23 protein-coding genes are annotated in these 24,772 nt (G+C 46.4%); 12 read left to right on the top strand and 11 right to left on the bottom strand.

What is annotated here, in order from left to right; translation table 11 throughout:
* Window positions 1–251: 251 nt before the first annotated feature.
* Complete coding sequence (locus QUA02_RS22775) at window positions 252–617, top strand: DUF6464 family protein (protein WP_333030905.1); 366 nt, start codon at window positions 252–254, stop codon at window positions 615–617.
* Window positions 618–699: 82 nt separating this feature from the next.
* Here QUA02_RS22775 and QUA02_RS22770 read toward each other — a convergent pair whose 3' ends face one another.
* From QUA02_RS22770 to QUA02_RS22745, 6 genes are all read right to left on the bottom strand, one after another.
* Window positions 700–1,044 (bottom strand): late competence development ComFB family protein, encoded by a 345-nt coding sequence (locus QUA02_RS22770; RefSeq protein WP_333030903.1) that lies wholly within the window; start codon window positions 1,042–1,044, stop codon window positions 700–702.
* Window positions 1,045–1,118: 74 nt separating this feature from the next.
* Entirely contained in the window at window positions 1,119–1,427 is a 309-nt protein-coding gene (locus tag QUA02_RS22765; RefSeq protein WP_333030901.1) for a DUF1830 domain-containing protein, read from the bottom strand.
* Window positions 1,428–2,639: 1,212 nt separating this feature from the next.
* A complete protein-coding gene (locus QUA02_RS22760) occupies window positions 2,640–3,026 on the bottom strand; it encodes a response regulator (RefSeq protein WP_333030900.1) in 387 nt (128 codons plus the stop codon).
* Between the two features lie 169 nt (window positions 3,027–3,195).
* Window positions 3,196–6,636, bottom strand: a complete 3,441-nt coding sequence (locus QUA02_RS22755; protein ID WP_333030899.1) for a PAS domain S-box protein — start codon at window positions 6,634–6,636, stop codon at window positions 3,196–3,198.
* 261 nt (window positions 6,637–6,897) lie between these two features.
* Window positions 6,898–8,823 (bottom strand): response regulator, encoded by a 1,926-nt coding sequence (locus QUA02_RS22750; RefSeq protein ID WP_333030896.1) that lies wholly within the window; start codon window positions 8,821–8,823, stop codon window positions 6,898–6,900.
* 196 nt (window positions 8,824–9,019) lie between these two features.
* Window positions 9,020–10,306 (bottom strand): CBS domain-containing protein, encoded by a 1,287-nt coding sequence (locus QUA02_RS22745; protein WP_333030894.1) that lies wholly within the window; start codon window positions 10,304–10,306, stop codon window positions 9,020–9,022.
* A gap of 250 nt (window positions 10,307–10,556) precedes the next feature.
* Between QUA02_RS22745 and QUA02_RS22740 the strand changes: the two genes are divergently transcribed.
* From QUA02_RS22740 to QUA02_RS22725, 4 genes are all read left to right on the top strand, one after another.
* A complete protein-coding gene (locus QUA02_RS22740) occupies window positions 10,557–13,106 on the top strand; it encodes a hybrid sensor histidine kinase/response regulator (protein WP_333030893.1) in 2,550 nt (849 codons plus the stop codon).
* Entirely contained in the window at window positions 13,099–13,347 is a 249-nt protein-coding gene (locus QUA02_RS33845; RefSeq protein WP_510182598.1) for a hypothetical protein, read from the top strand. The genes QUA02_RS22740 and QUA02_RS33845 overlap by 8 nt, the downstream gene beginning before the upstream one ends.
* 19 nt (window positions 13,348–13,366) lie before the next feature.
* The gene (locus tag QUA02_RS22730; RefSeq protein WP_333030891.1) at window positions 13,367–13,723 is read left to right on the top strand and encodes a four helix bundle protein; all 357 of its coding nucleotides are present in this window, start codon (window positions 13,367–13,369) and stop codon (window positions 13,721–13,723) included.
* A 94-nt stretch (window positions 13,724–13,817) separates the two neighbouring features.
* The gene (locus QUA02_RS22725) at window positions 13,818–14,492 is read left to right on the top strand and encodes an N-acetylmannosamine-6-phosphate 2-epimerase (protein WP_333030888.1); all 675 of its coding nucleotides are present in this window, start codon (window positions 13,818–13,820) and stop codon (window positions 14,490–14,492) included.
* Window positions 14,493–14,693: 201 nt separating this feature from the next.
* Here the strand turns inward: QUA02_RS22725 and QUA02_RS22720 are convergent, their stop codons facing one another.
* The gene (locus tag QUA02_RS22720) at window positions 14,694–15,053 is read right to left on the bottom strand and encodes a phage holin family protein (protein ID WP_333030886.1); all 360 of its coding nucleotides are present in this window, start codon (window positions 15,051–15,053) and stop codon (window positions 14,694–14,696) included.
* Between the two features lie 214 nt (window positions 15,054–15,267).
* Between QUA02_RS22720 and mrdA the strand changes: the two genes are divergently transcribed.
* Window positions 15,268–17,082, top strand: a complete 1,815-nt coding sequence (mrdA, locus tag QUA02_RS22715; RefSeq protein WP_333030883.1) for a penicillin-binding protein 2 — start codon at window positions 15,268–15,270, stop codon at window positions 17,080–17,082.
* A 145-nt stretch (window positions 17,083–17,227) separates the two neighbouring features.
* On the opposite strand, the gene QUA02_RS22710 is transcribed toward mrdA, so the two are convergent.
* Window positions 17,228–17,989 (bottom strand): Uma2 family endonuclease, encoded by a 762-nt coding sequence (locus QUA02_RS22710; RefSeq protein ID WP_333030882.1) that lies wholly within the window; start codon window positions 17,987–17,989, stop codon window positions 17,228–17,230.
* A gap of 183 nt (window positions 17,990–18,172) precedes the next feature.
* Window positions 18,173–19,204, bottom strand: a complete 1,032-nt coding sequence (locus tag QUA02_RS22705; protein WP_333030881.1) for a hypothetical protein — start codon at window positions 19,202–19,204, stop codon at window positions 18,173–18,175.
* Between the two features lie 102 nt (window positions 19,205–19,306).
* Here QUA02_RS22705 and QUA02_RS22700 point away from each other — a divergent pair, with 102 nt between their 5' ends.
* Both QUA02_RS22700 and QUA02_RS22695 read left to right on the top strand, forming a co-directional pair.
* Complete coding sequence (locus tag QUA02_RS22700) at window positions 19,307–20,242, top strand: metallophosphoesterase family protein (RefSeq protein ID WP_333030880.1); 936 nt, start codon at window positions 19,307–19,309, stop codon at window positions 20,240–20,242.
* Window positions 20,243–20,269: 27 nt separating this feature from the next.
* Complete coding sequence (locus QUA02_RS22695; RefSeq protein WP_333030878.1) at window positions 20,270–20,752, top strand: PD-(D/E)XK nuclease superfamily protein; 483 nt, start codon at window positions 20,270–20,272, stop codon at window positions 20,750–20,752.
* Window positions 20,753–20,845: 93 nt separating this feature from the next.
* On the opposite strand, the gene QUA02_RS22690 is transcribed toward QUA02_RS22695, so the two are convergent.
* The gene (locus tag QUA02_RS22690) at window positions 20,846–21,721 is read right to left on the bottom strand and encodes a DNA adenine methylase (RefSeq protein ID WP_333030876.1); all 876 of its coding nucleotides are present in this window, start codon (window positions 21,719–21,721) and stop codon (window positions 20,846–20,848) included.
* A gap of 274 nt (window positions 21,722–21,995) precedes the next feature.
* Here QUA02_RS22690 and QUA02_RS22685 point away from each other — a divergent pair, with 274 nt between their 5' ends.
* From QUA02_RS22685 to QUA02_RS22670, 4 genes are all read left to right on the top strand, one after another.
* Window positions 21,996–22,199 carry a DUF751 family protein gene (locus QUA02_RS22685; protein ID WP_332983780.1) on the top strand — a complete coding sequence of 68 codons (204 nt, stop codon included), beginning with the start codon at window positions 21,996–21,998 and terminating at the stop codon, window positions 22,197–22,199.
* A 410-nt stretch (window positions 22,200–22,609) separates the two neighbouring features.
* On the top strand, window positions 22,610–23,002 hold the full coding sequence (locus QUA02_RS22680) for a PadR family transcriptional regulator (protein WP_333030874.1): 393 nt from the start codon (window positions 22,610–22,612) through the stop codon (window positions 23,000–23,002).
* A gap of 316 nt (window positions 23,003–23,318) precedes the next feature.
* Window positions 23,319–23,855 carry a cofactor assembly of complex C subunit B gene (locus QUA02_RS22675; RefSeq protein ID WP_333030873.1) on the top strand — a complete coding sequence of 179 codons (537 nt, stop codon included), beginning with the start codon at window positions 23,319–23,321 and terminating at the stop codon, window positions 23,853–23,855.
* A gap of 49 nt (window positions 23,856–23,904) precedes the next feature.
* Window positions 23,905–24,162, top strand: a complete 258-nt coding sequence (locus QUA02_RS22670; RefSeq protein WP_333030872.1) for a hypothetical protein — start codon at window positions 23,905–23,907, stop codon at window positions 24,160–24,162.
* Window positions 24,163–24,177: 15 nt separating this feature from the next.
* Here QUA02_RS22670 and QUA02_RS22665 read toward each other — a convergent pair whose 3' ends face one another.
* Window positions 24,178–24,501, bottom strand: coding sequence for a DUF3155 domain-containing protein (locus QUA02_RS22665; RefSeq protein ID WP_333030870.1), 324 nt, complete (start codon window positions 24,499–24,501; stop codon window positions 24,178–24,180).
* Window positions 24,502–24,772 lie beyond the last annotated feature (271 nt).

The raw sequence follows: 24,772 nt of genomic DNA, 5'->3' as shown, positions 1-24,772 counted from the left end.
ATAGGGCATAGGGCATAGGGCATAGGGCATAGGGCATAGGGCATAGGGCATACCTCACTTTTTTGAGAACCGCTATAGTTAGAACTTCAGTCCTCATAAAAATAACTACAAACGCGGTAAATTGGTTTGTAGTCACGACTTGAGTCCTCATAAAAATCAGAGGACTGAATTCCTCACTACAAACGCACCCCAAGCGCCCCAAGTTCCGCAATGCGATACCATCAGCGTGTACTCGCTTGCCGCACCGCCACATGGAACAAAATACTTTACCTGTAGAGGTGATTCTCTCTCACCCCCGCCAATCTTTAGGTAGCATTCGGCTGGATTGGACGCCGCAACCGGGGAACTATCTAGATTTAGAGGGACAAACCTACGCCGTTTTGGAACGCCACCACCGCTATCAACTCAAATCCGGCCGCTACCAACTGCAAAAAATTGCGTTGTACGTGCAGTCTGCCCAACCGCCGACGGAAAGAACATTTGTAAGCGGCATCTGGGTTATCGGAGATGCTAGCTGCCGCTTTAACGCTCGATCGGAAATTCTGCGCTGTGCTGTCAATCCCAATGGCCCGTGCGACGGCTGCGGCGATTACCAAAAGTGTCGATCGATCGAGTGAGTGCGTGCACAATTATAGCTCGATCGCCCAACCGAGTGCCGAGGATCTCGGCGTCTCCCTCATTTACCACAAACTATCTAAATCAACTAGCAAATTGGGAACAGGATTTAAGTTGTTCGCAAAGGCGATAATCTATCTTCTCATAGCTGTGCAGCACCTCGCGAATGCCAGTATGAATCAAATTTTCTATGTGCAGCAACTGCTCTGAAGAACAGCGAAACTGCACTGTTTGGTTCGGCACAGACTCGCCGGAGTCGATCGCAGTATATCTATTAGGAACTCTGCTCAGCACGTAAGCAATTAAATCCTGCCGCAAGCCCGAAGGCGAAAAAGCTTCTTGGTAGGGATACTTGGGATAAGACTCCAAGATAATTTCTACTTCCTCTGTGACTACGGCCAAGGTGATATTGACAAGATTTTTCTGCATTTTCCGTATCCCCAAACACTCGTTAACTAATATTTTTGTTGCCGATCTCGCTCTCGTCTGATTTATCCTGAATCTTAGGGGGCTAATACCGCACATCGTTCTTCGGGAATAACCAGCTCCAACTCGGAACTTACCTCTTCTATTACCCGCAGCACGTAGCAGGGAATTTTGTCCGATAAAATAGCACTTGCCACCGCCCCTGTGTGAATTTCTAAAACTGCTTCTGCCGCAGCTTCAAACATCAGTCGCTGTCCCGGAAACAACACTTTTTCAAAGTACCAATTAGGAATGTTCCCAATCCGAACCACCTGAATTTGGTTGGTAACATTTGGGTAATAGCACAGAATTTGATTGTTACCTTTACAAGATAGCTGATATGACATTTTAAAAATCTCCACACTCTTTAAAAAACTTACTCAGACTTGGCTTGGCAGGTTAGCGGCAATTGCGAGTTTTGCTCTTGACAAAATGACCGACTTATTTACGGGGCGTTATTCGAGAGCGCGAATCACATCCTCAGTTATGAATTTTTCTTTGATTGAGTTCGCCTGCCAACACTTAAAGGACTTGCGCAGAAACCGGGTTTTTTGCGGTTAAAAAACCCGGTTTGTTTGGTATGCAGTGCGTAACTCCTGACTTATTCAGGTTGGTTGTGCTGTCGCACCAGTTAATCGAAAGTACCGTCACTGACCCAAACTCCCCTGACAACAGGTTTGTTCTTTGGCAGCGGGAGGCTGCTGAGAGTGCGATCGGCCTTCAAATCAAGAGCCTGGAGTAAACATTATTTCAAAAATATGAATAAATTATGAAGATCATCATTTTTTTTGATGAATATACTTTGCCCGAAGCAGGGATTGCAACACTTACGCAGAAACCGGAGTTTTTACCAAAAAACTTGGCTGCATTCTCGATTCCGGGTGAAACACTACGTAACTTCTGGAAGAGTTATTTTGCGTGTAAATGTAGAGGCCGATCGACTTTGCGGGTAACAAAAAACCCCGACTCCCTGAGATCATCTCTTGAACTTCTAGGGAATCAGAGTTTAAATTAACCAATCACCGATCTCAAACCTAAATCAAAAAAATCAGCAAATTCTGAAAACAGCCGGAAAAACTAGGACTTTCCGGGACGCAGAAACCCGGTTTACTAACATAATTGCGTGATTTTAGCCCCGTTATATCAATTCCAGTTGCATCGGAATTGATATAACCGAGGACACGGCAATGCCGTTTCCCTACCCCAAAATAATCGTAGCTTGCGAGGCCCGGCGCCATCATGCTCGCGAGAGATGTAACTATCGCCCGATTAATTAGACCTCTTGCAAAAATAATTAGGACGGGCTCTCCGGCCCATCCCACAAAAATCATTTTTTATGGTGGGGTAGGCGTCTCGCCTGCCCTATAAATTGATGAAAAAGACTTTTGCAAGAAGTCTATTGTAGGGAAACGGCATTGCCGTGTCCTGACTGTGGGTAATATTAATTCCAATGCTACCGGATTTGATATTAATTCTTCAGTCTGGCGTTGCGCCGACTTTGTGTGACAAGAAGCGGTTGAAACCGCCGAGTTTTATCTATGGGCGCGTTTTCCCCCAGTTTAAAGCAACGGTTTCCAACCCAGAATTTCCGCAACTTGCTGTGCCAAACTCAAAGGATCGAAAGGCTTGGCAATCACCCCCGCTACCCCCAAATCAGCAAATTCGCTCAAATCCATCGCCTGCACCTTAGCAGTCAGGAAAATCACCGGAATCTCCTGAGTAGCCGCATTGTTTTGCAGCAAACCAAACAGAGCAACTCCGTCCATATCGGGCATCATCACATCTAGCAGAATAGCGTCAGGGAGTTGAGTTTCAGCTAAAAGCAATCCTTCGCTGCTGCTGAGCGCGCTCTGTACCGTCCAGCCGCCTAAATGTTCCAGACAGGCCTGAATCACGCTGCAGAGGTTTTTTTCATCATCGATTACCAGAATGCGCTTTTCTGACATAATTAAAACCCCAATTTAAATTAATCATCATCAACCGAAAGAAAACTTACGCACGCGAAATGACCCCTTAAACCGAGAACATAAAAATCGAAATATAGCCCTCCCAAACTCATGCACCCCGCTTGCCTTGCCAGGAACGTTGCTTTCGCGATCTCTTATGAAAGCAATCTCAAAACTCAAAACTTTTCCCCCCTTCGCCTTCAAACGGTGCCGGCACTGTGAAATAGAAACTGCTTCCTTCGGAGACAACACTTTCGGCCCAAATTCTGCCGCCGTGCTGCTGCACGATGCTGCGACAGATAGCCAAACCCAAACCCGTACCTCCTTTTTGGCGGGAGTCAGAAGCATCTACTTGTTGAAACCGTCCAAAGATAGTTTCTAGTTTATCCGCAGGAATCCCCCGCCCCCGATCTTTGACTTCAAATAAAACCCGATCGCCCAAATCTTCAACCCTGACAGTTACTGTACACCCCGGAGCCGAGAATTTAATCGCATTGCTCAACAAATTTACCAGCAGTTGAACGATCCTGTCGGGGTCAGCCCAAATTTGTGCCGTTTCGGCGGGCAAAATCGACAAATTAATGTGATTCTCAGCAGCCACAGACAGCAAAGCTTCCGCAGACTTCCGCATCAAAACCTGCGCCTCGCACCACTGCTTGACGAGGATAACTTGGCTCGAATCGAGCCGCTCTAAGTCTAGAATATCGTTGACCAAACGCACTAACCGCTCGGTATCGCTAGACGCGATTTCTAACATTTGTTTGGCAGTTTCCGGTTTATCTTTGAGCACTCCAGACGCCAGCAAACCTAAAGAACCGCGAATTGAAGCCAGCGGCGTTCGCAGTTCGTGGCTGACAATGGAAATAAACTCATTTTTCATTTTTTCAATTGCCCGACTTTCTGTGATATCTGTGACTGTGCCGACGTGACCGATTAGTTGACCTCTGTCGGAAAAAATCGGAGCTGTTTTCAGCCGACAAAACCGGATTGTTCCGTCTCGCTGGATGTGGCGGAATTCGCAGGAAAATTCCCCATCTAGCGATCGCGATTCCGACCACAGAGACAAAATTAGTTTGAGGTCTTCGCGGTGAACAAACCGCCTCCAGCCCTTTCCTAAAGCTTCGGCCGGTGTGAAGCCGCCAATTGCTTGACACCGGGGATTTGTATAGGTACATTTCCCCTCAGCATCGATTTTGAAAATGCCGACGGGGGAACTCTCGCTCAGAGAGCGAAATAAAGCTTCGCTTTCCCGGAGTTCTGCTTGAGAGATTTCTAGTTCTCGGGTGCGCTGCCAAACTCGCATTTCTAACAGTTCGTTGAGCTGTTTGAGCGTGGCTTCAGCAAGTTTGCGATCGCTAATATCGCGGTGTACTGATACCCAATGGGTAAACCCACCTGTTTGGTCAGCTATTGGCACAATGCTCACTTCTACCCAAAATTCCGTCCCGTCTTTGCGGTAATTGATCGAGTCAACCCGCACCGGCTGCCAGGTTTCCAAAGCTGTCCGAATTCGATCGAGACTGGCGCGGTCTGTTTTTTCTCCTTGCAAAATGCGCGGGGTTTTGCCCAAAACTTCTTCTAGCGTATAGCCGGTCATCCGCGTGAAAGCTGGGTTGACATAAAGAATTCGCGGGCCCGGTTCGTCAATCGGTTCCGCTTCGGTAATTAACACGGCGTCGTTAGTCGTGGTGACTGCTGATTCCAACAGGCGCAACTGCAATTCTCTAGATTTGCGATCGGTAATTTCTGTAACTGTCCCCACCATCCGCACTGCATCGCCGGCTTCACTGTAAAAAAACTTACCTTTTCCCTCCATCCAGTGAATGCTGCCGTCGGGCCAAACCACGCGGCTTTCGTGACAGAAATCTCCTCGCTGGGCGATCGCCTGATTTATAGCATTCTCAATACTTTTTAAATCTTCTGGGTGAACGCAAGCTGCAAAACTTTGATAAGTTCCGCCAAAAGTTCCCGGGGCCAACCCATACAACTCTTCGTGTTCCCTCGACCAAACAATGCGATTTTTCTGCAAGTCCCAGTCCCAAAATCCGATTTTGGTAGCCGACAAAGCTAAGCTAAGCTGCTGATTTGTTTTTCGCAACTCCATGCTAGTAATCGCCACTCGAAGTTCTCGGGCTATTTCGATTTCGCACCGCAGCCAAGGCAAAGATTTTAATCTGACAGTTTCTTGCCACAACTCAAAGGAATTGCGAGGTGATATCGGCCTGCTGCCATCCGGTTTTAATTCTATTGACCACTCTGGTTGACCGGCCCAGTTGACCGTTTGAATTACTTCGGGACGGAACCACAAAATGTAATAATTTTGCATCTCGGACATGGCAAGCACCAGCAAACCGCTAGCAACTTCTTTAAACTTATCGGATGGCCGATACAGTTCAGAGAGACAATCTGTATGAAAAACATCATTATTTATTTGAGTTTTTATCCAAGCAATTAACTTTTTGATTTCTGCCAAGTCCGGGGTTTTGCCGATCGTTGTTAAATTTTCATTGGCACAGACAACTCCACCGGTAGCCCCTACTAAGGCCAGCAATTCATATCGGGATTTAAGTAAACCTTCTACAAAGGAGTGTGATTGAGAAATTTCCGCGATAAATTTATGGCAATTTTCTTTTAAATAAATTCCATATTCCCAGTCTTCGCTATCTTGTTTGTAGCTTAGTTCTAGATTCACAAACTTTGCTATCAATTCGCAAGCCGTTCTTGTTTCGTAGTTGACATACTTTCGTGTTGGGTGGTGACAGGCGATCAATCCCCAGACTTTTTGATCTTTGATTAATGTCAGGGTCATGCTAGCGCCAACGTTCATGTTTTTGAGATATTGAACGTGGCAAGGGGAAACTGTTCTCAACAAAGAGAATCCGAGATCCAGGGGGCGATCGCTCAGCGGATTGCAGTGAGGAATTAGTTCTACAGGCTGACAGTTAATATCGGGAATAAACCGAATTAAATTCATGCTGAACAGGTTTCTGGCCTGGGGGGGAATATCGCCAGCCGGATAGTGCAGTCCCAATAAAGGAGCCAAACTTTCTACTTTGTCTTCTGCGACAACTTCCCCCGCACCGGTGGCATCAAATTTATAGACGATCGCCCGATCGAAACCGATCATCCTCCGCACTTCTGCAACTGCTGTCTGACACAGCACTTGCAGGTTTGGTGTTTTGTGGATTTTGTCTATCGGCTCTTGGACTAAATGATAAAAATTGAAAGAATCGCTAGGTTTTTGGGAAACAACCGACTCTAGTTCAACAATTAATCCTGAAGTTGATTGATGCAGCCTCCCCTGAAAAAAAGACTTGCGGTTTTTACTTTTGAATGATAAGCTGATAGCGTTACGTTGAGGGCTGTTTTTAAATAAAGCTTTTTGAATCGCCTCAATTTCCTCAGTCTCGACAAATTGCTGTAAAAATTTGCCCAAAAGTTCTTCGGGATAAAGGCCGAGCACCTCAAAAGTATTGTTGCTAACTTGCAAAATTTTAAACACAAGAGATTCCAGCACCAACAGGATGCCGTGAGGTTGAATCGAAGCCGGAGCGTAAATTAGTTCGCAGTCGCTGTCCTTGAGAGTGCCTGTTTCTGAGGGTAATACCATTGCTTTCATGTGATTGATACTTCTCTAAATTAGCTTGTGTTCTTCACTATCGGGCAAACATCAATCAACGCCACCGCGTCCGAATCACACAACCAAACAATTCTAAGTCTTGGCGATCGCTTCCCGAGCCGTTTCGGACGCGCACGGCATATTTCCTCCTATTTATACCAGTTTAAAAAAAGACTGCAACTGTAGGCCAGCTCGAAACTATGAGACTCATCAGTCATTCCCAATTCTTCAATTCTTTAATCTTTAATGGGATTACCGCTGTGTCTGAGCCAGCCTGTGCCTGAGTTGAATCCGCTCCAAACGATTCAGGAGGCGAGCAATCAATTCCGGTTCCACGATCGGCTTATTCACGTAATCGTCAGCACCTGCGACAAACATTTGGCGCACGGTTTCCGACTCGGAATGAGCCGTCAAAAATAGCACGGGGAGCTTGCTCCAGCTCAAATCGTTCCGCACTGCCAAACACAGCTCGATACCGCTGTAACCGGGCATCTCCACATCTAAAATTAGCAAATCTGGACAAGTGATTTCGAGTACCTCCCAGAACTTTTCGGGATCGTCCAATGTTGTTACTTGAAAACCCCAAGGTTGTAGAATCATTTTCAGTGCAGCCAATAGATGCACGTCATCGTCTACCACCATAACTTTAGCTTCAGCAGCAGGGCCTGTCTGGTCTAGAACTTGGCCGACTGCTTTGAGTATATCTGCTGGGGGTATCGATTTGTGTAAAAAGCCGGAAGCTCCCAAACGAGCAACTTCTATTCGATCGCTCAATTGATTGTTCGCGCTAAAAACCATCACCGGAATGTCGGGATTTTCACGGAGGAGTTCGGCTAGGAGAGTAAGTCCGTTTTCCTGAGTTCTGGAAAAGGTCAAATCCAGCAAAATCGCGTCGGGAGGCTGTTGAGAAATCGCAATTCTTGCCGCTTGCGGAGAGTTGGCGACTTCTATCTGGAAGCCGGAACCGGATGCTGCTATTTTCAGTCGATCGCTACCAAAAGTATCATCATCAACGATCAGGATGTGGCGCTGTTGGGAAAGCTGAGCAACCAAATCGCTTTCTGGTTCGGGCGGCGGGCTATCGAATATCTGTTTGAGCTTATCCAGAAATCCCTCAATCTGCTGAGCCGTCCCCGGTATCAAGATGTTTTCAGCCTTGAACAAATGTTCGATCTTTCGCGCAACTTCCGAACCTTTCGGCATCCCTAAAGTTCCCAAAGAACCGACTAATTTGTGAGCTTGCGCCTGAGCTTCCCGCCGCAGTTCGTCCTCCAGGGTTCCGGTTTTGATTTGAGCGATCGCGCGATCGAATATCGCCACCTTTTCTAGAAAATTGGCTTTTAACTTTCCCCGCATTTGGGCAACCACAGTCAGGACTTTGAGGCGGCGCTCGTCATTGTTTAATTCCTGGCTCGACCCGCTAGATTCAGCAGATAAAGTCTCTTGACTTTTAGCAGTTTCTGCCGTTTCCCGCGCAACTTTTTGGCTCTCAATATCCTCCGGCAGACTTTTGAGCCGATAGCCCAATCCGTACACGGTTTCCACTAAATCTACAGTCATCCCGGCTGCTTTCAGCTTGTGCCGCAGCCCCTTGATGTGAGCGGTAACGGCTTCTTCTTGAGGAAATTCGCCGGCCGACCAAATGCGATCGAGGATGGCGCTGCGGCTGAAAATGCGCCGGGGATTTCTCAGGAAAAGTTCCAGCAGATGGTACTCTTTGGGAGTCAAGTGCAGCACTTGTTCGGCATAACTTACTTCCGTAGTGTCCGGGTTGACTTGCAGTTTTTCCCAGGTCAAATTTGTACTCGACAAAGTTGCCTTGCCCCGGCGCAGCAAAGCCCGAATCCGAGCGATTAATTCTTCGATATTAAAGGGTTTGACCACATAATCGTCTGCACCCGCCTCTAAACCTTGAACTCGATCGCTGCTGCTGTCTAGCGCTGTCAGCAGTAAAATCGGCATTTTGCAGCCGGACGATCGCAATTTCCGACACAAACTAATGCCGTCGAGTTTCGGAATCAGCACATCCAAAACAATCAGGTCGTAATCGTATGCCTGCACCAACTGCAAGGCTGTTTCACCGTCGGCTGCCGCAGTCACATTGTAATTGTGAGAGTTGAGCGCTTGGGTCAGCAAATTGACTGTAATTGTGTCATCTTCTACTAGCAGAATTTTCATAATTGTTAGCTGTTAGTTCAGCTATTTTCGGGATTTTTTAGCGAATTATTGGGATATTTAAATAACCTTTTCCAACTTTTTTTAATATTTCCCCTCTCACCATAACAAATAGTATTCTTGAAAAACTAAAATTGTAAATTATTATTTTGATTTTTTTTAACCTATCGAAATGTTTCATCAGAGTTTCGCTGGGATTTTATGGCTTTTTGGACTTCAGCGCCTGCTGAATTTTTTGAATCAGATATTGCGATGAATCTTGCTGCTTAACTATCTCTTCCAACTCCGAAACCGCGACTTCGGCGTGTTCTATCTCCTTCACTAAAGAATGAGCGGTAACACTTTTTCTGACTCCCAAAGGTTCTTTGATAGCGGGAAGTGAATTTAATTTTTTTTCCGCTATTAATTCCTCCAACTCTAACAGCGCCATTTCCGCGCGATCGATCTTGATGGTCACGGATTTAGCCACATTAGCACCCGCTCTTGCTGCCTCCGTCAGTTCGTGAACGCGAAGTTTAAACCGACTGGCAATTTGCTCCATTTGAGTCCCTAATTCAAAAGTTTTACTCGCCAGTCTGCCAATTTCCAGACTCACTTGGCTCAGGCCGTTGGGCTGATTTCCCATTTGATTGGTAACTACAGCCACCTGTACTGCTAAGTGCCTGACTTGTTCTATCGCCTCCCGGATGGTTCGGGAAGTGCGGTTAACCGTTTCTAAATCATTAGCTATTGCTTTGCCAACGCCCAAAATTTTATCTGTATTGTTGCAAATAGAATTAGCACCTTGAAAAGTAGCTTGAAATGCTTGGCGACCTTCCGAGGAAATCAGCTTCGCAATCCTCACAAATCGCTGATTCATGATAGCGATTTCTTCAGCTTGTTTTACCAGTGCTACTTGCTGGGAAGTGGGAGTATTCTGCGATTTTTCTGTTTGACGCTGTTGGGATTTCAAAAGCTCCTTACATTCTTGAACTTTGGTCTGTTCTTTTTGAAGAATCGCCTGATATTTGTGTCTTTCTACTCGGTATTTTTGAATAGTTTTGTTAGCTTGTGCTAAAAGTTGAGACTGGGCAATCATCAGAGTGTGAACGTCCAAAAGGCGGTGGCTGTGGTTTGCCATTACCACAATAATTGGTTCATAAATCAAGTCTTTGTGCCTGTGGAGAGACGCTTGCACGGCATCCTCAACTTTCCAGTTTTCAGAAAGCAGCAAAGGCGGAATTCTAATAAAATCTAACAAAGATCGAATCGGGTGCTGCCCGTAAAATTGTACGCGATCGGGAAGACTCATTTGCTCTCGAAATTTGACGCGAGAAATCATGCCCAATATCTGTGATTCGTGAGTAATAATGACTCCCGGCAGGTCGGGTTCTTGCTCGAATCTTTCAGCCACTACCTGTCCTGGAGTTGCAGCACTCACTTGGAAGTGGTGACACGGCAGATGTCCGATCGTGAAATCGGGGGTGAGTTGAGTTGGATTGCTCATTTACCCGGATAGTGTTAAGTAGAAGTTAACAAATTATATATTAATATTATACTGGAATAAGATTGTTCAAAATAATAACAATTATAGGGAGAAATAAGCCCTCTGGCTCCAGGGCCTGACGAGAGCCTGCCTTCTGACTACTTTCATCTCAAGTCTGTTGGAGCCTGCAAGCCTGCTGCGCCCCGGGTTCCGTCCCCAAAATTGGGGCATTCATATTTTGTTCTTTAAAACAACCGGGAAAATATCTAGATTGAAACCAAAAACCTTAAGTCGGACTTTGCCGCTAGCAACCTTTGAGGCTGCTTACCAGTTGTTACAGCAAATGGCAAAACTCCCCGGGGCGATTTGGCTGGCCGACGATGCGATCGCTGATTCTCCACATCTGGAAAACTCGTCGCAAAGGTTTGCAGCAGTGGTATCAGATCATTTTAGCGCGCTGCTGCGCGGCAACCTATTAGATGAGTCCGCAACAAACGGACTCAAACACAGCGAAACAAATCTCAATTCGCAATTGAATGTGCAGTTGACTTTCGATCCCGGGGCGATCGCCAATTTCCTCTCTCCCCTCGCAGACAAACTCGCAAAAATAACGCCCGCACCCAGGGGGCAAATTGATATTCGCGCCCTCAAACAAGCACTTAAAAATATACAGCCAAACTCGGCATTTCTTCAAAGCGAATTCACTCTAAATTTGCTGGATATTCTCGCTGTAAATGCCAGCCCAAAAAGTCGCCAGCCCCTACACACCCAAACAGAAATAGAGCAAAATTCTGCGCCCAAACTGATAGATCCAAAAACGCTACAAATCCAGATTTCCGAAGCCGTAAATCAATTACAAATTGCCAGTCCCTGCATTTCATTTTGTCAGCCAGTGGAAGATGCTTTGCAGCAGCAGCTCGAACAAGAGCGACTTTTGAATCAGGTGACAACTCAAATCCGCCAGAGTTTGGAATTGCCTGTAATTTTGTCAAAAGCAGTCGAGCGAGTGCGAGAGTTTTTGGAGGTCGATCGCCTGTTAATTTATCAATTTGAAAAAGTGCCAGCGCCGCACAAGGGCGAGTTAGCTAAAGAAATTCCTGCGGCGGTTTCTGGGTCTGGTGAAATCCCAGAAAATTCCGGGTCTTACTTGTATTTAGGTCGCGTCACCTACGAAGCTTTAGCCAACGATGCTATCTCGTCTGTACTGAATTTTAGTGAAGACGCGCAGTGTTTTACCAATGGAGTCATTGACAGAGAGAAATATCGCAAAGGTTTGGCTTTGTGCGTTGCGGATGTGGAAAAAACTTACTCTTCGCAGCCTTGTTTTTTAGAGTTGATGCGGCGGGCGAAGGTGCGGGCGAAGTTGCTAGTGCCGATCGTAGTTCAAGACGACTTGTGGGGGCTGCTAATTGCCCACCAGTGTACTGTTCGGGAGTGGGAAGAAAGCAAAAAAACATTTTTGCGGCAAATAGCAGAACATTTGGCGATCGCCATTTACCAAGCCGAACTTTATGCAGAAGTCCAGCAGCAAAAGCGCACCTCAGAACAGCGCGTAATAGAGCGCACGCGAGAACTGCGCGATGCACTGGTCGCCGCCCAGTCGGCCAGCCTCGCCAAGAGCGAATTTTTGGCAGCTATGAGTCACGAATTGCGGACTCCCCTCACCTGCGTCATCGGCATTTCCGACACCCTGCTGCGGTGGTCTTACGGCAAAGTTGGCAGCAAACAAGTGCCGGTGCAAAAGCAGCGGCAGTACCTGCAAACTATCCGGGACAGCGGCGACCACTTATTAGAATTAATTAACGATATTTTAGATTTATCGCAAGTAGAAGCCGGAAAAGCAGTATTAAAAATTAGTGAATTTTCTCTTTCTAAATTAGCTTCTCAGAGCCTGCACGCCCTCAAAGAAAAAGCTGTGGCTAAAGGCGTGGAACTGCTGCAAGAACAGCGGATAAAGCAAGAGTGCGATCGCTTCACCGCTGACCCGCGCCGCTTAAGACAAATTCTCTTCAATCTTTTAGGAAATGCGATTAAATTTACTCCCGAAGGCGGGCGAGTCATCCTGCGAGTTTGGGTAACAGAAGATAAAAATCTAACGCCGGCAGTGCGGCATCCCGGTATAGCACCGGCCGGCAGCACCGCTGTTTTTCAAATCAAAGATACCGGCATTGGAATACGCGAAGATCAGCGATCGCTTTTGTTTCAAAAATTCCAGCAGTTGGATTCCCCCTACCGCCGCGAATACGGCGGCACCGGTCTGGGATTGGCTTTAACTAAACAGTTAGTAGAGCTTCACGGCGGCGCCATCGAAGTCAACTCTCAAGTTGATGTCGGCTCTACTTTTACCGTTTTTATACCCATCCAAACTCAAAGCAAAGATGAATCCACAAAATTAAAATATGAAAAATCGAATTCATCTTTACCCCTGCATTCTTCCTCCTTGCGGGGCAGCCTCGTGCTCGTCGAAGAAGATGAAGAAACTGCCATGCTGATTTGCGATATCCTGACAGCCGCAGGACTGCAAGTGGTGTGGATGATTGAAGGTTCGGCGGCGGTGGAACAAATTGAACTTTTGCAGCCGAATGCAGTGATTGTGGATATGCGTTTGCCCGGTATGAATGGCTGCGAAATAATTCACCAACTGCGCCAAAAACCCGCTACTGAAAATATCAAGATTCTGGCTTTAAGCGCTAAGGAAATTCCCGCAGATCAAGTATCTTTCGTGACGGCGGGAGCTAACGATTGTTTGGCTAAGCCGATTCACCCCGAGCAATTGCTTGACAAAATTCTTTCTTTAATGGCCGGGATTGGTAATGGGTAATTGGGAATGGGGCATTGGGCATCGGGCATCGGGCATCGGGCATCGGGCATCGGGCATCGGGCATCGGGCATTGGGCATTGGGCATTGGGCATTGGGCATGGGGCATGGGGCATTGGGCATTGGGCATGGGGCATTGGGCATCGGGCATCGGGCATCGGGCATCGGGCATCGGGCATCGGGCATCGGGCATTGGGCATTGGGCATTGGGCATTGGGGATGGGGCATTGGGCATTTAATATAATTGAGTTTTTGAGGTAATTATGGGAAGACCTGATTTTGAGGAATTAGAGGTTTATAAGTTGGTGGCGAATCAGATTTGGGAGATTGTTAAAAAATGGGATTACTTCACAAAAGATACGATGGGCAAACAGATAGTTCGGTCTGCGGATAGTGTCTGTGCTAATATTGCTGAAGGAAGAGGTCGTTATAATGACCAAGATAATCGGCGTTTTGTAAAAATTGCTAGAGGCTCTTTGTACGAAACAGTAAACTGGTTAAGATTAGCCTATGCTAGACAACTTATCACCAGCGAAGAAGTAAGCAAATTTAAACCAATTGTCGATAAACTACTACCAAAACTGAACGCTTATTTGAGTTCAATAGGGCACAGGGAATAAATTACAAAAAAAGCCCCATGCCCGATGCCCAATGCCCCATCCCCAATGCCCCATGCCCCATGCCCCATGCCCAATTCCCAATTCCCAATTCCCCATGATTAATTGTCAAATTCCTACAGGATTAATTGTTTCTTGTCAAGCACCTGCTGATTCGCCGCTGCACGATCCGATCGTAATTGCGGCAATGGCTCGAACCGCTGTCAATAGAGGAGCCTCGGGCGTGCGGATTGACACTCCGACTCATATTGCGGCGGTGCGAAAACAAATATCCGCTCCCATAATTGGGATTTGGAAGCAGCAATTGCCGGGATGCGAGATTTACATTACTCCTCGGTTTGAAGACGCGCGGGCGATCGCCGCTTCTGGAGCCGATATTATCGCCGTTGACGCTACTCTGAGAAACCGTCCTCCTGGCGAAGACTTAAAGACGTTAATCGCGCGAATTCGCAGCGAATTGGGCAAATTAGTGATGGCGGATGTAGATACAATAGAAGCTGCGCTCGCGGCGGTTCAAGCTGGTGCAGATACTGTGGGAACTACTCTTTTTGGCTACACTCCCCAGACGCAAAATTTCTCGCCGCCCGGATTTGATTTGCTTGCGGAAATGGTAGAAAAGCTTAAGGTTCCCGTTATCTGCGAAGGCGGGATCGCTGGACCGGAAATGGCCAAAAAAGCATTGGATTTAGGAGCGGCGGCTGTTGTTGTCGGCGCCGATATTACTGGGATTGATATTAAGGTGACAGCCTATAAGTCGGTGATTGGGAAGTAAGAAGGAAGTTCGGCAACGGATTGTTTAACGGATGTAACGGATAGAAGGAAGTTCGGCAACGGATCTAACGGATCTAACGGATAGAAGGGAGAAGGGAGAAGGAATATTCCGTGATTGAAATCGCTTCTAGACAAACGAAAGTCGCAAGGCAAGGGTTGGAAAGATCGGGCGATTTTAATCGCCCTTTTTCTGGGGAAGTTGCTAAATCAGCGCGCCGTTGATAAAGCTGCTAACTGCAGCCAAGGCGATCGCCCCCAGTACCGCGCTCCAAAGACCCATCCGCAAGCTAAATCCTTCAACTAACTTCGCAGCCGAGGCAAAAATAATCACGTTCATTACAAAAGCAAACGCACCGGAAAGCAATCCCAGCGTCAGTAGGTTCGGCACGAAAAAAACTGCTTTTAGAATTGGCAAAATTAAAACATTCAAAATTCCCAAAACCGCAGCGGAAATTACTGCTTTGGGTGTGCTGTCAATTTCTACGCCGATCGGCAGTTGAGAAAGTAGCAGCAAGCTGCTGCCCGTCACCAGCCAAGCAATCAAAAAATCGATCGGTTCCACAGCGCTCGTACCTCCTTAATAGTTGAATTGTCAAAAAAACCTGATATTTAAGCTCTACCTTAATCAAAAAATCCCGCTGATTGGTCTGCCAATAGGCAGAATTTTTGTCTGTTACTAAAGAGTTAGAAGTTATTATCCCTGTATCTTCTGCCAAATCATCCGGATGGCAACCCGATCAACCTGTTAGTTGAATAAAAAGAGCAGATTAATTAATATGGCTGGCGATTTTTCTTTTAACTCTAAAATCCGATTCGACAAAAATGGCTTGGACAATCCTGCACGGCAACGCAGCCGATCGCTCCAAGCTATGATTTTCATGCTGCTAGTCACTACCTTGGTGACGCTGCCGATATTTCGTCTAGCCGAACTGCAACTGGTACAGGGAGCCTACAACCGACAGCGGGCGGAAAATAACCGCATTCGCCCTGTTTCAGTCGCAGCCAACCGGGGCCAAATTTTAGACCGCAACGGCAAAATTTTTGCGGCCAACCGCGTATCTCGATCGGTCTATTTGTGGCCAAAAGAGCGATCGGCCAAGGAGTGGCAAGAGATCGCCGCTACACTGGGCCCGATCGTCAAACTTCCCGCGGCCGAAATTATCAAAAAGATCGATGGAGCAGGCTACAAATCCGCCCTACCAGTGCGAATTAGTAAGGATATCGATGTCGGTACTTTTGTCGCTTTGGGAGAACAAAGTAATGCTTTGCGGGGAGTTGAAATTCGCGTAGAATCGAGCCGAGACAATCCCAACCAGCAATTAGCAGCTCACCTTTTGGGATACGTCGGCGAAGCTACTTTAGAGGAATTAAAAGCTAATCCTGCATATCCGATGGGGATGATCGTCGGTCAAATGGGAGTTGAAAAATTAGCCAATTCAACTTTAGAGGGCGTTTGGGGAAACCGTTTAATCGAGGTAAATGCTAAAGGCGAAGAAATCCAAGATTTAGGTGTAAAAGACCCTATTCCCGGCAAATCTGTGCAGCTAACTTTAGATTTAGATATGCAAAAAACTGCGGAAAAAGCTTTGGGCGATCGCCTGGGTGCAGTTGTGGCGATCGATGTCAAAACCGGAGCTCTTTTAACAATGGCTAGTTGGCCGACATTTGACCCCAATATTTTCACTCGTAAGGTAACTCAAAAAGAATGGGATAGACTGCAAGGGCCAGACAAACCATTTTTAAATCGGGCCGTTCAAGGCTATCCAGTCGGCAGCACTTTTAAAATTGTAACTTCTGTAGCCGGGATGGAGTCGGGCAAGTTTTCTCCTGACTCGACTTTGGTAAGTTCTGCTTCAATTAACATCGGCGGAATTAACTTTAACGAACACGGCGCCGGTTACGGCGTTATCGGTTTTCGGGACGCTTTGGCCTACAGCAGCAATACGTTTTTCTATCAAGTAGGTATGGCTGCCGGGCCCGAACAAATGGCGAAATGGGCTAAGAAAATGGGCATTGGCGGTACTATTAATTTAGAACTTTTGGGGATAGACGGCGCCAATCACGGTCAAGTTCCGATACCAGCAGAGAAACAGAAAATGTATGGGGAAGATTGGTATGTGGGCGATACCGTAACAATGGCGATCGGTCAAGGTTTGGTACTTTGTACTCCCTTAGAATTGGCAGTGATGGTGTCAACTATTGCCAATGGCGGTTGGCGAGTGCAGCCGCATTTATTGGCTTCTCAAACCAATACGCCTGTTACTAAAAAAATTCAAACTGGTATTAAACCGACAACTTTAAACGTCATTAAACAAGGATTGATTGACGTGGTGAAAAAAGGTACAGGCCGCGCCATGAATGACGGTACTATTCCTTTCAGTGCTGGTAAGACTGGGACTGTGGAAATGCCCGGTCATCCTGATAATTCTATGTATGTGGGTTTTGCTCCTGCTGATAAACCGGAAATTGCGATCGCAGTTATCGTTGAAGGCGGCGGATTTGGTGCTGTCTCGGCGGCACCAATTGCTCAGGAGGTATTTAGAACCTATTTTCAAAAGCAGGGTTTTAAACCTACTAATAAGCCTCTATAGTCATTAGTTAATTGTTGACGGTTGACGGTTGACGGTTGACGGTTGACGGTTGACGGTTGACGGTTGACGGTTGACGGTTGACTGTTCGCATTTTGTCCCATACTTCGATCGCACTATCCTTGATATCTTGGGAAAGTGCGATCGATCAAAAGTCTTCCCCTACCAATCGTCTCACTTCCAAAGTCGATAAATTCATCATTTGCGCTACCTCTTCCAAACTCATCCCAGAGTTTAAAAGTTGAGTTACGAGCGATCGCAATGTTGACTCCGCTGCCAGCCGTGCTTGTTGCTCGGCCAGCCGTCCCAGGTTTTCTTCCTTGTGAGTCTTCAAAAACTCACCCGTTTCAGGAACTCTAAACTTCAATTCTCCTGAAATTATATGCAATTCCAGTCCCAGCACTTCACTGAACAACCACAGCGTATCGAAAGCGATATTGTTCGCTGGAATCGGCTCGTACTGATTGTTGATTAAACGTACTCCTTGTAAAATTGGATTCAGATAATCTCCCGACGGATCGTACTGAAAATATTCCCTAACTCCCAAAGCCAGATAAATTTCTGGTTTGGTTTCTTGGTCTTTCGTTTGAGTTGTTTCCGAAGTTATTTCTAATACAAAATCGGGAGTAATTCCCCCTTCTTCCCAAACTTTATAATTATCCCTTTTGCGTTTGGCCACTCCAAACACCACATAAACATCCGGGGCCACAACCGCCTGGTTGTTCCCTTGTTCGTAATAAATAAAAGAATTGGCTGACACGTAAACATCAGAACGTTCTTGAAAGTAAAGCTTGACAGCTTCAACGCTGTAAGTCATGTAATCGCGCGTGATGTCGCTTTCAGCCATCGGCTCTCCGTCGCTGCTGGGATATTGAATTTCTACTTGTTCGACTTGAGTTAAAATTGTCATTTTTCAATTTTCCTCAAACTTAATTAATTTAATCCTAGCATTCTGTCGGAGCTTTGAAAAGTTCGATCGCCTAAAAAAAATCAACAGCCGTAAGGTGCGCACGGCGCACCCTACATAATGGCGGTTCTGCGTCCTGGACTTTAACATCGGTCTGATAGTTTACAGATACCGACAATTTAAAGTCTAATTAATCCCTCTCTCTAAAATAATCATTTCCGAACCAACAACGGGACTTCTAGCTATTAACTTTCCTTCCCTATTAGCAATTTCTAGCTTGCTGAAATCGAGTGAATTAGCCTCCTTCCACATTTTAGTTGCTAGTTGATTTTGCTCGACTTCGCTGAGTTTGTACCAATCTTCAGCGACTTTTACAGTCAAAATGCTGCTAGAAAAATTAGCTTGAACAGACTCAACTAAACCGCCGCCAAGTCGATTCTTAATTTCAGTAACTTGAGTTTGAATAGCAGCAATCAGAGACTGTTCCGGCGTCAGCGGCGGCGGTGGGATCATTTCTACGGGTTGGGGTTTTTCTGGAGCCACTAAATCGGGCAACTTGCTTTTGAATTTAGTAGATATTGGCGCTGACGGTGCGATCGCCTCTGGTGATTGCGGCGTTCCCGACACCATAAAATCGTCAAACGTTGGCGGCGACTGCTGCGCTGCTGGGAAAGAGACTTTTGCTAGTTTCTCCGGCGGTTTTGCCGAGAAACTGTTGAGCGTTAAACCGACTGCAACGATGAGAGTTGCTGCTAATGCGGCGTTTAAAATTGGATCGGACAGCTTCTCGTTCGCAGATGCCGGCAGCAGATCCCGCACTAGCCGCACAATACTTTGCCAAAGTACACCGATTTTCTGTAAAAAACTCCCTTCCGTGCGTTGGGATACAGGCTTTTTATCAAATTTTACAGCAACTTTTGGCGGCACGCTGTTAACTTCCGCAGCAACAGCCGGAGGAGTTGTTGTTGCTGAGTCAGAAGCGGTGGGCGCGATCGGCTTTTGGGCCTGCAACGGCGGTTCTGCTGCTAATTTTTTGCCTTTTTTTCCCAAATTGCCGATCGAGGCAATCAAAGCTTTGATTCCCTGATTTTTGGGAACAGCGCTGCTGGCATTTTGAGTTTTGCTGCGAGTCGCAGCAGACTTTGCAGGCGAGTCAACCTCCGGTTTCGGAGATTGAGAGGGTTCTGGAGTTGGTTGGTTTAGTTGTTCTTCTGACATTTTTTCTGCCTTCGGGCGTTCCAAATATATTTAAAAGCGATAAATTTTAGTTGAGCCATCTCAGCCTTAATTTATCATTTCATTAGTTGTAACTGAATCACAATGAGTATCAAACGCCGTCATTTTCTAGTTTTAGGCAGTCTCAGCAGCTTAGGTTTTGCCGGAGTCTGGAAAATGCTTCAGCTTCGGACTTCCTGGGGTACAGACGCCAACGCTGCTGTGCCTTCTAACGTTGAGGCCCAAAGGGCGATCGTCCCAATGCCGGCCTCACCGCCTATTTTACGCTTTATTTCGGTGGCCGACACCGGTACCGGGGCTGAAGGTCAGTATGCTGTGGCTGAGGCGATGGCGCAATATCACCGCGAAAACCCTTTTAATGTTGCTGTTCTCGCCGGCGACAATATCTACACTAACGGCGAAATTGAAAAAATTAATGCTGTTTTCGAGCGGCCTTATCAGCCGTTATTGCAGCAAGGCGTAAAATTTTATGCTTGTCTGGGAAATCACGACATCCGCACTGCTAACGGCGATCCGCAAGTTAAATATGCGGGTTTTAATATGCAAGGTCGCTACTATACTTTTCGGCGCGATCCGGTACAGTTTTTTGCTTTAGATACCAATCACAATGCTGACTGGGAAAATCAGCTTGTTTGGCTGGAAAAAGAGTTGAGTCAGAGCACTGCACCTTGGAAAGTTGTGTTCGGCCACCACCCGATTTATTCTTCTGGCGTGTACGGAGTGAATCAACCTTTTATTAAGACTTTGACGCCTTTGTTTCAAAAGTACGGCGTGCAGCTTTATATCAACGGGCACGAGCACAGTTACGAACGCACTCGATCGATTAACGGTACGACTTATTTGATTTGCGGTGCTGGCGGGGGTACTCGTCCGGTGGGGCGTTCTGAGTGGACGGAGTATTCTGCTAGCCGGCTCAGTTTTGCGACGTTTGATGTTTATGAAGACCGGATGTTTGTCAGTTCTATCGGTACTGACAAGCGGGTTTTTGATAGAGGGGTGATTCAAGTGCGATCGGCTTAATTCAGATTATATTCAGGAGCCAACAATATGAAGAGGGGTTGTAGAGCCAATAAAACGGGTTTTGTTTTAGAAACAACTGTCGAAGGCACGTTGAGAGGCCACGGATATCTCGAAATATGCCCCCAGTTGCCGAAAAAGCGCAAGCGAGATTGGCTCTTAATCTCTACTGAAAATCCCAAGCGATATGCTAAACAGGTTTATATCGGCTCTAGCATTTATGAAACTGAAATAAATGTCGATTTTTATATTGTTGGTTCCGGTTCGTTTCCTCGGGGTCTAATTGTTGAGTGCAAGTGGCAAGAAGATAAAGGTTCCGTTGATGAGAAGTATCCTTACCTCAATTTAAATATTAAAAATTGCTACCGGGTGCCAACTATTGTGATAGTGGGCGGTGACGGTATGAGGCAAGGTTCGATCGACTGGTTTAAAAAACAAATTCCCGACAATCAAAATTTGTTGGGAGTTCACAAGCTCGAAGGTTTTATTACCTGGGCTAACAAACATCTGTAATCAGGAATTACGCAACTTGGTTTGGCCGCCTGCGGGGAAACCACGGGTTGCCCTACAAAATATTCTTAGGTAGAGACTTTTCTTAAGTGTAATTTAAAATGAACGTATTAATAATTCCTTGACTTTGCCGCGCTTGCAACTATTAGAATTAATTCCCCTAGATGCTGATATTTCAATTAATTTGGGAAGAGATTTTATTGGAAAAGCTTGACTATCGCTGTAGATTTTTTCGATGAAATCGCAGTTGGAATTAGACAGCATAACTTTCACGCCCCGTTCGGCAAGTTCTGCAAAAATATCTCTGAGTTTAAGCTGTTCCGATTCTTTGAAATTATCCCGGCTGTAAGCGGTGAAGTTACTTGTGGCACTGATCGGATAATAAGGCGGGTCAAAATAAACAAAGTCTTCGCTGCTTGTGGCAAAATCCAAAATTTCATCGAATTTTCTGACTTGAATTTGAGCGGGCGCGAGTACAGATGAGACCGATCGCAGTAAATCGGGTTGACATATATTAGGATTTTTGTATCTGCCTATGGGAACATTAAATTCACCTTTTGAGTTTTCTCTGTAAAGGCCGTTGTAACAAGTTTTATTTAGGTAAATCAGGCGTGCTGCTTTTTCTGTATCTTTTTTGTAGGATTGCGATCGCACCCAGTAATAATACTCTTTATTGTTCTTGCTGTGTTCGGACTGGTGATCGAACAAAAGCTCAATTAGCTCCTCAACTTTATCCCTGACACAGCAATAGGCATTAATCAACTCAGGATTAATATCTGTTAAAATAGCTTGCAAAGAAGGGTGCTGCTGTGCTAAGTAAAAAAATACGGCTCCGCCACCCAAAAAAGGCTCGTAGTAAGTGGTGAACTTTTCAGGAAAATAAGGTTGATATTGTCCAATCAACCTAGTTTTGCCTCCTGCCCATTTCAGAAAGGGACGCGGCAAGACGAAAGAAGGTGCGGAAGCAGACATTTATCTAGAAATAACGGCCCTATAATATTTATCACAACTAGAACTCAATAGACATACTTCTGTAGTTGTCACCGGAGGTTGCGTGGCATTAAACAGGCATCGCCCGATCGATCGGCGAAAAGTTTTCGTTAGAATTATATATGTCAGCCTCGCCCACAAAAATGCCCGATCGCCCGATCGGCAGATTTAGCTCTGGGTGTGCCAAAATTGTCTAACTCGCTCACAAGTGTTACCAGTCAAAGATCGAGCTGTGACACTTTACCCCACCAAGCTTATGCAAGATTTCATTAATAACGTCTCTCGCTACCCCCGCTTTTTCATTACGATTTGTCTGGGGATTTTCTTTTTCCTGTTCGAGCGACTCAGACCCCTGCTCGATCGACCGACAACTGCGATCGCCCTGATTACTTCGATCGTAGCGACTTTTGTCTTTCTAACTTTTACACTGCGCGCCATGTTAGGTCTGAGTCCGGTTTAAAGGCAAGCTTTCGCCGGAAAAAAGCCTGCTTCCGAGCGACAAGCTAGAGCGCAGAGACAAGGCAGACAAAGGCTTTGGGCAAGTTGCGAGTTTTGAGTTAAAAGTTAAAACACCAACTCCCGAATTAACTGCAACTCGCTCGCTGCGATCGCACACTTGACAATAGTCGCTGCGATAGATTGGAAGAGGAAATTAGTAAGCGGCGTTACGTCAGCGCTCCTCAACCTTGGCGCAGGCAAACATTACCGAAGTGCAGGACAAGCGTTTGGGGCTATCAACATTCACTGGGGAAATACTGCACCTCTGTTTCCCCGCATTCCCAGTTAATTCTTAGGAAGCGGCACACCCCGCCCCGCTTTCCTCTCCCGTTAACCTGACGGTATCACGAGAGTTTCCAGCGGACAAGACAGATGAAATTTGAACATATCTATCAATTTTTTCAAGACCCCCCTCCTGTTTATCTAAACAAGGAACTAGCAGTGTGCTACATTCTCTCGGTGTTATTGCGCGGAGATTCCTACGGTACAGAACTCATCGGACAACTAGAGCGGGAATTCCCCATCTACCGACTTTCTGATACTGTCCTCTACAGCGCTCTGAAATTCCTCGAAGATGAAGCCGTAATCACCGGTTACTGGAAAAAAGTAGAAGGACGCGGCCGCCCGCGCCGGATGTATCAAATCCTCCCCGAGTGGCGGCATCAAGCTCAAGACCTCGCTCGTCTCTGGCACGACTACATCAATCAGGGAAACGGCGCGTCAGGGCGTCGGCCCCGCGCCTTAGAAACCGGTCACACGGGTTAGCCGAGTTTGAATCGGATGCCTAAACCCAAGAGAAGCTGGCGCTACTTGCAAAGCGATTTGCCCGATTGCCTTCGCTTTGCTCGATCGCCGCACAGCAATTAAAGCAGCTACACTACGTCAGGACTTACGCACGGTCACTTGAGAATTAGCGACGATTGGGAGATATGGGAATTTGGTGATGGGGAGAAAAACGTCTTGCAGAAGAAGCTTTCTGCGAATTTTGGTTAAAAAGTGTCCGCGTAAGTCCTCGATCGCTTTCTTATGTAAAGTTCTGTAAAGTAATAGTAGATCGTTTCACTTACACAAACTTCTACCAATGAATACTGCTGTTCTTCCTTCAACATTTGTGCTGACGCTGCTGTTGGCTGTTGGCTTGTTTTTCTTTATCAAAGCCTCAGTCAAACCTCGAATCGAACAAGTCAAGCTTGCTTCCGAGAGCGCCCAAGAGTCACTTTTAACTGAGCTACAACAGTATTTTGCCCAGAGAGCTTACCGAGTTGCAGCCGTCGATGCTCCCAACTATAAAGTCACCTTTGAGGGTTTTGTGCGGCCGAGTTGGTTTTTGGCTATTTTTCTAACCATGCTAAGTGCAGGCGGCACTCTGTGCTTGGGACTGGTTTTGGGAATGCTAGTTCCCCAGCAGGGTCAAATTTTCCTAGCGTTGGTACTGCTGTCCCCGCTGGCCGGCGTATTTTACTGGAAAAAAGCTGGACGCTCGGAGCAAGTCTCCCTCAAACTCGAATCAGTTGCTGAGTCGGGAAGCCAAACCAAGAGCTTGGTTACTGTCAGAGCTCACCGCGATGAACTAGCAGCTATGCAAAAAGCTTTAGATTTGAAACCGCTAGAAGATTAAAAGTTTGGCGCGGAACGTTTTTTGATATGCTATATGCCGTACTTAGACTTTGAGCAGACAAACCGATGAATGCTTGTGGCTTTCAGTTGGCCGGGAAGTTCGATCGAACAAACAGTCAAAAAAAACCATTATCCTGAGAGTGCCCCTGTGGCGATCGCCCGAATCGGCGATCGATCGTGCTGCGATGGCTCCTTATACCCTAATTACTAAGGACTTTTCGCATAAATTCAGTTGGCACTCTCCAGACAATGAGAACTCTGGCGCTGTTGTTAAAAGAGTTAGAAAAACATTGCTGTCAATGTTTTGAGCTCAACATTTTGATTTATGCGCGGCCCGCTGACACCACAGGAATTTTGTCTGCGGTAGCTTCCAACATCAACTTTAAGCTGGGAAACAAGAAATGGTTCTCTTCTACGTATTGGGCTCCAAATAAACCTTTTTCAGCCCAGAAGTATCTGTCAGTGGTATGCTCGTTACGCTTGACTAACAGCAAAGCTGGGGGAGCAATGCCTTCGGCATGGATGAACTTGCGAGCCGCTGTTACGGGTTTATCTTCGCCGCTCTCGATGCTATATTGAGGCACACACTCTAAAATTCTGCGTCCTTCTTGTCGGCGGCGACTCTTGCGTTTGCGTCTCCTGGCCAATTTCTTTACCTCCTCTGTGAGCAGACAGTATGAGCAGACAGGTTGTAATGATAGCTACCAAATCCGAGGCCAGTATATCCGTTCTAGCTCAAAACTTCAACTGTTTTTAATATATCGACATAATCTTAACATTCGTGCCGATCGACAAAAGTGTAGCGGTTGTGGTATGTTGGCCCGAAAATTCCGGCAATATCCAAGCTTTGAGAGCGGTGGAAGGAGAGCGCACAGGGGTTTAGGGCAAATTGTGTTCGTGAAAGCTTCGATGCCTTCT

This window comes from Microcoleus pseudofavosus SVA1_A4 (genome assembly GCF_036700565.1).
Lineage (GTDB): Bacteria > Cyanobacteriota > Cyanobacteriia > Cyanobacteriales > Microcoleaceae > Microcoleus.
This window is presented reverse-complemented; position numbering and strand designations above follow the sequence as displayed.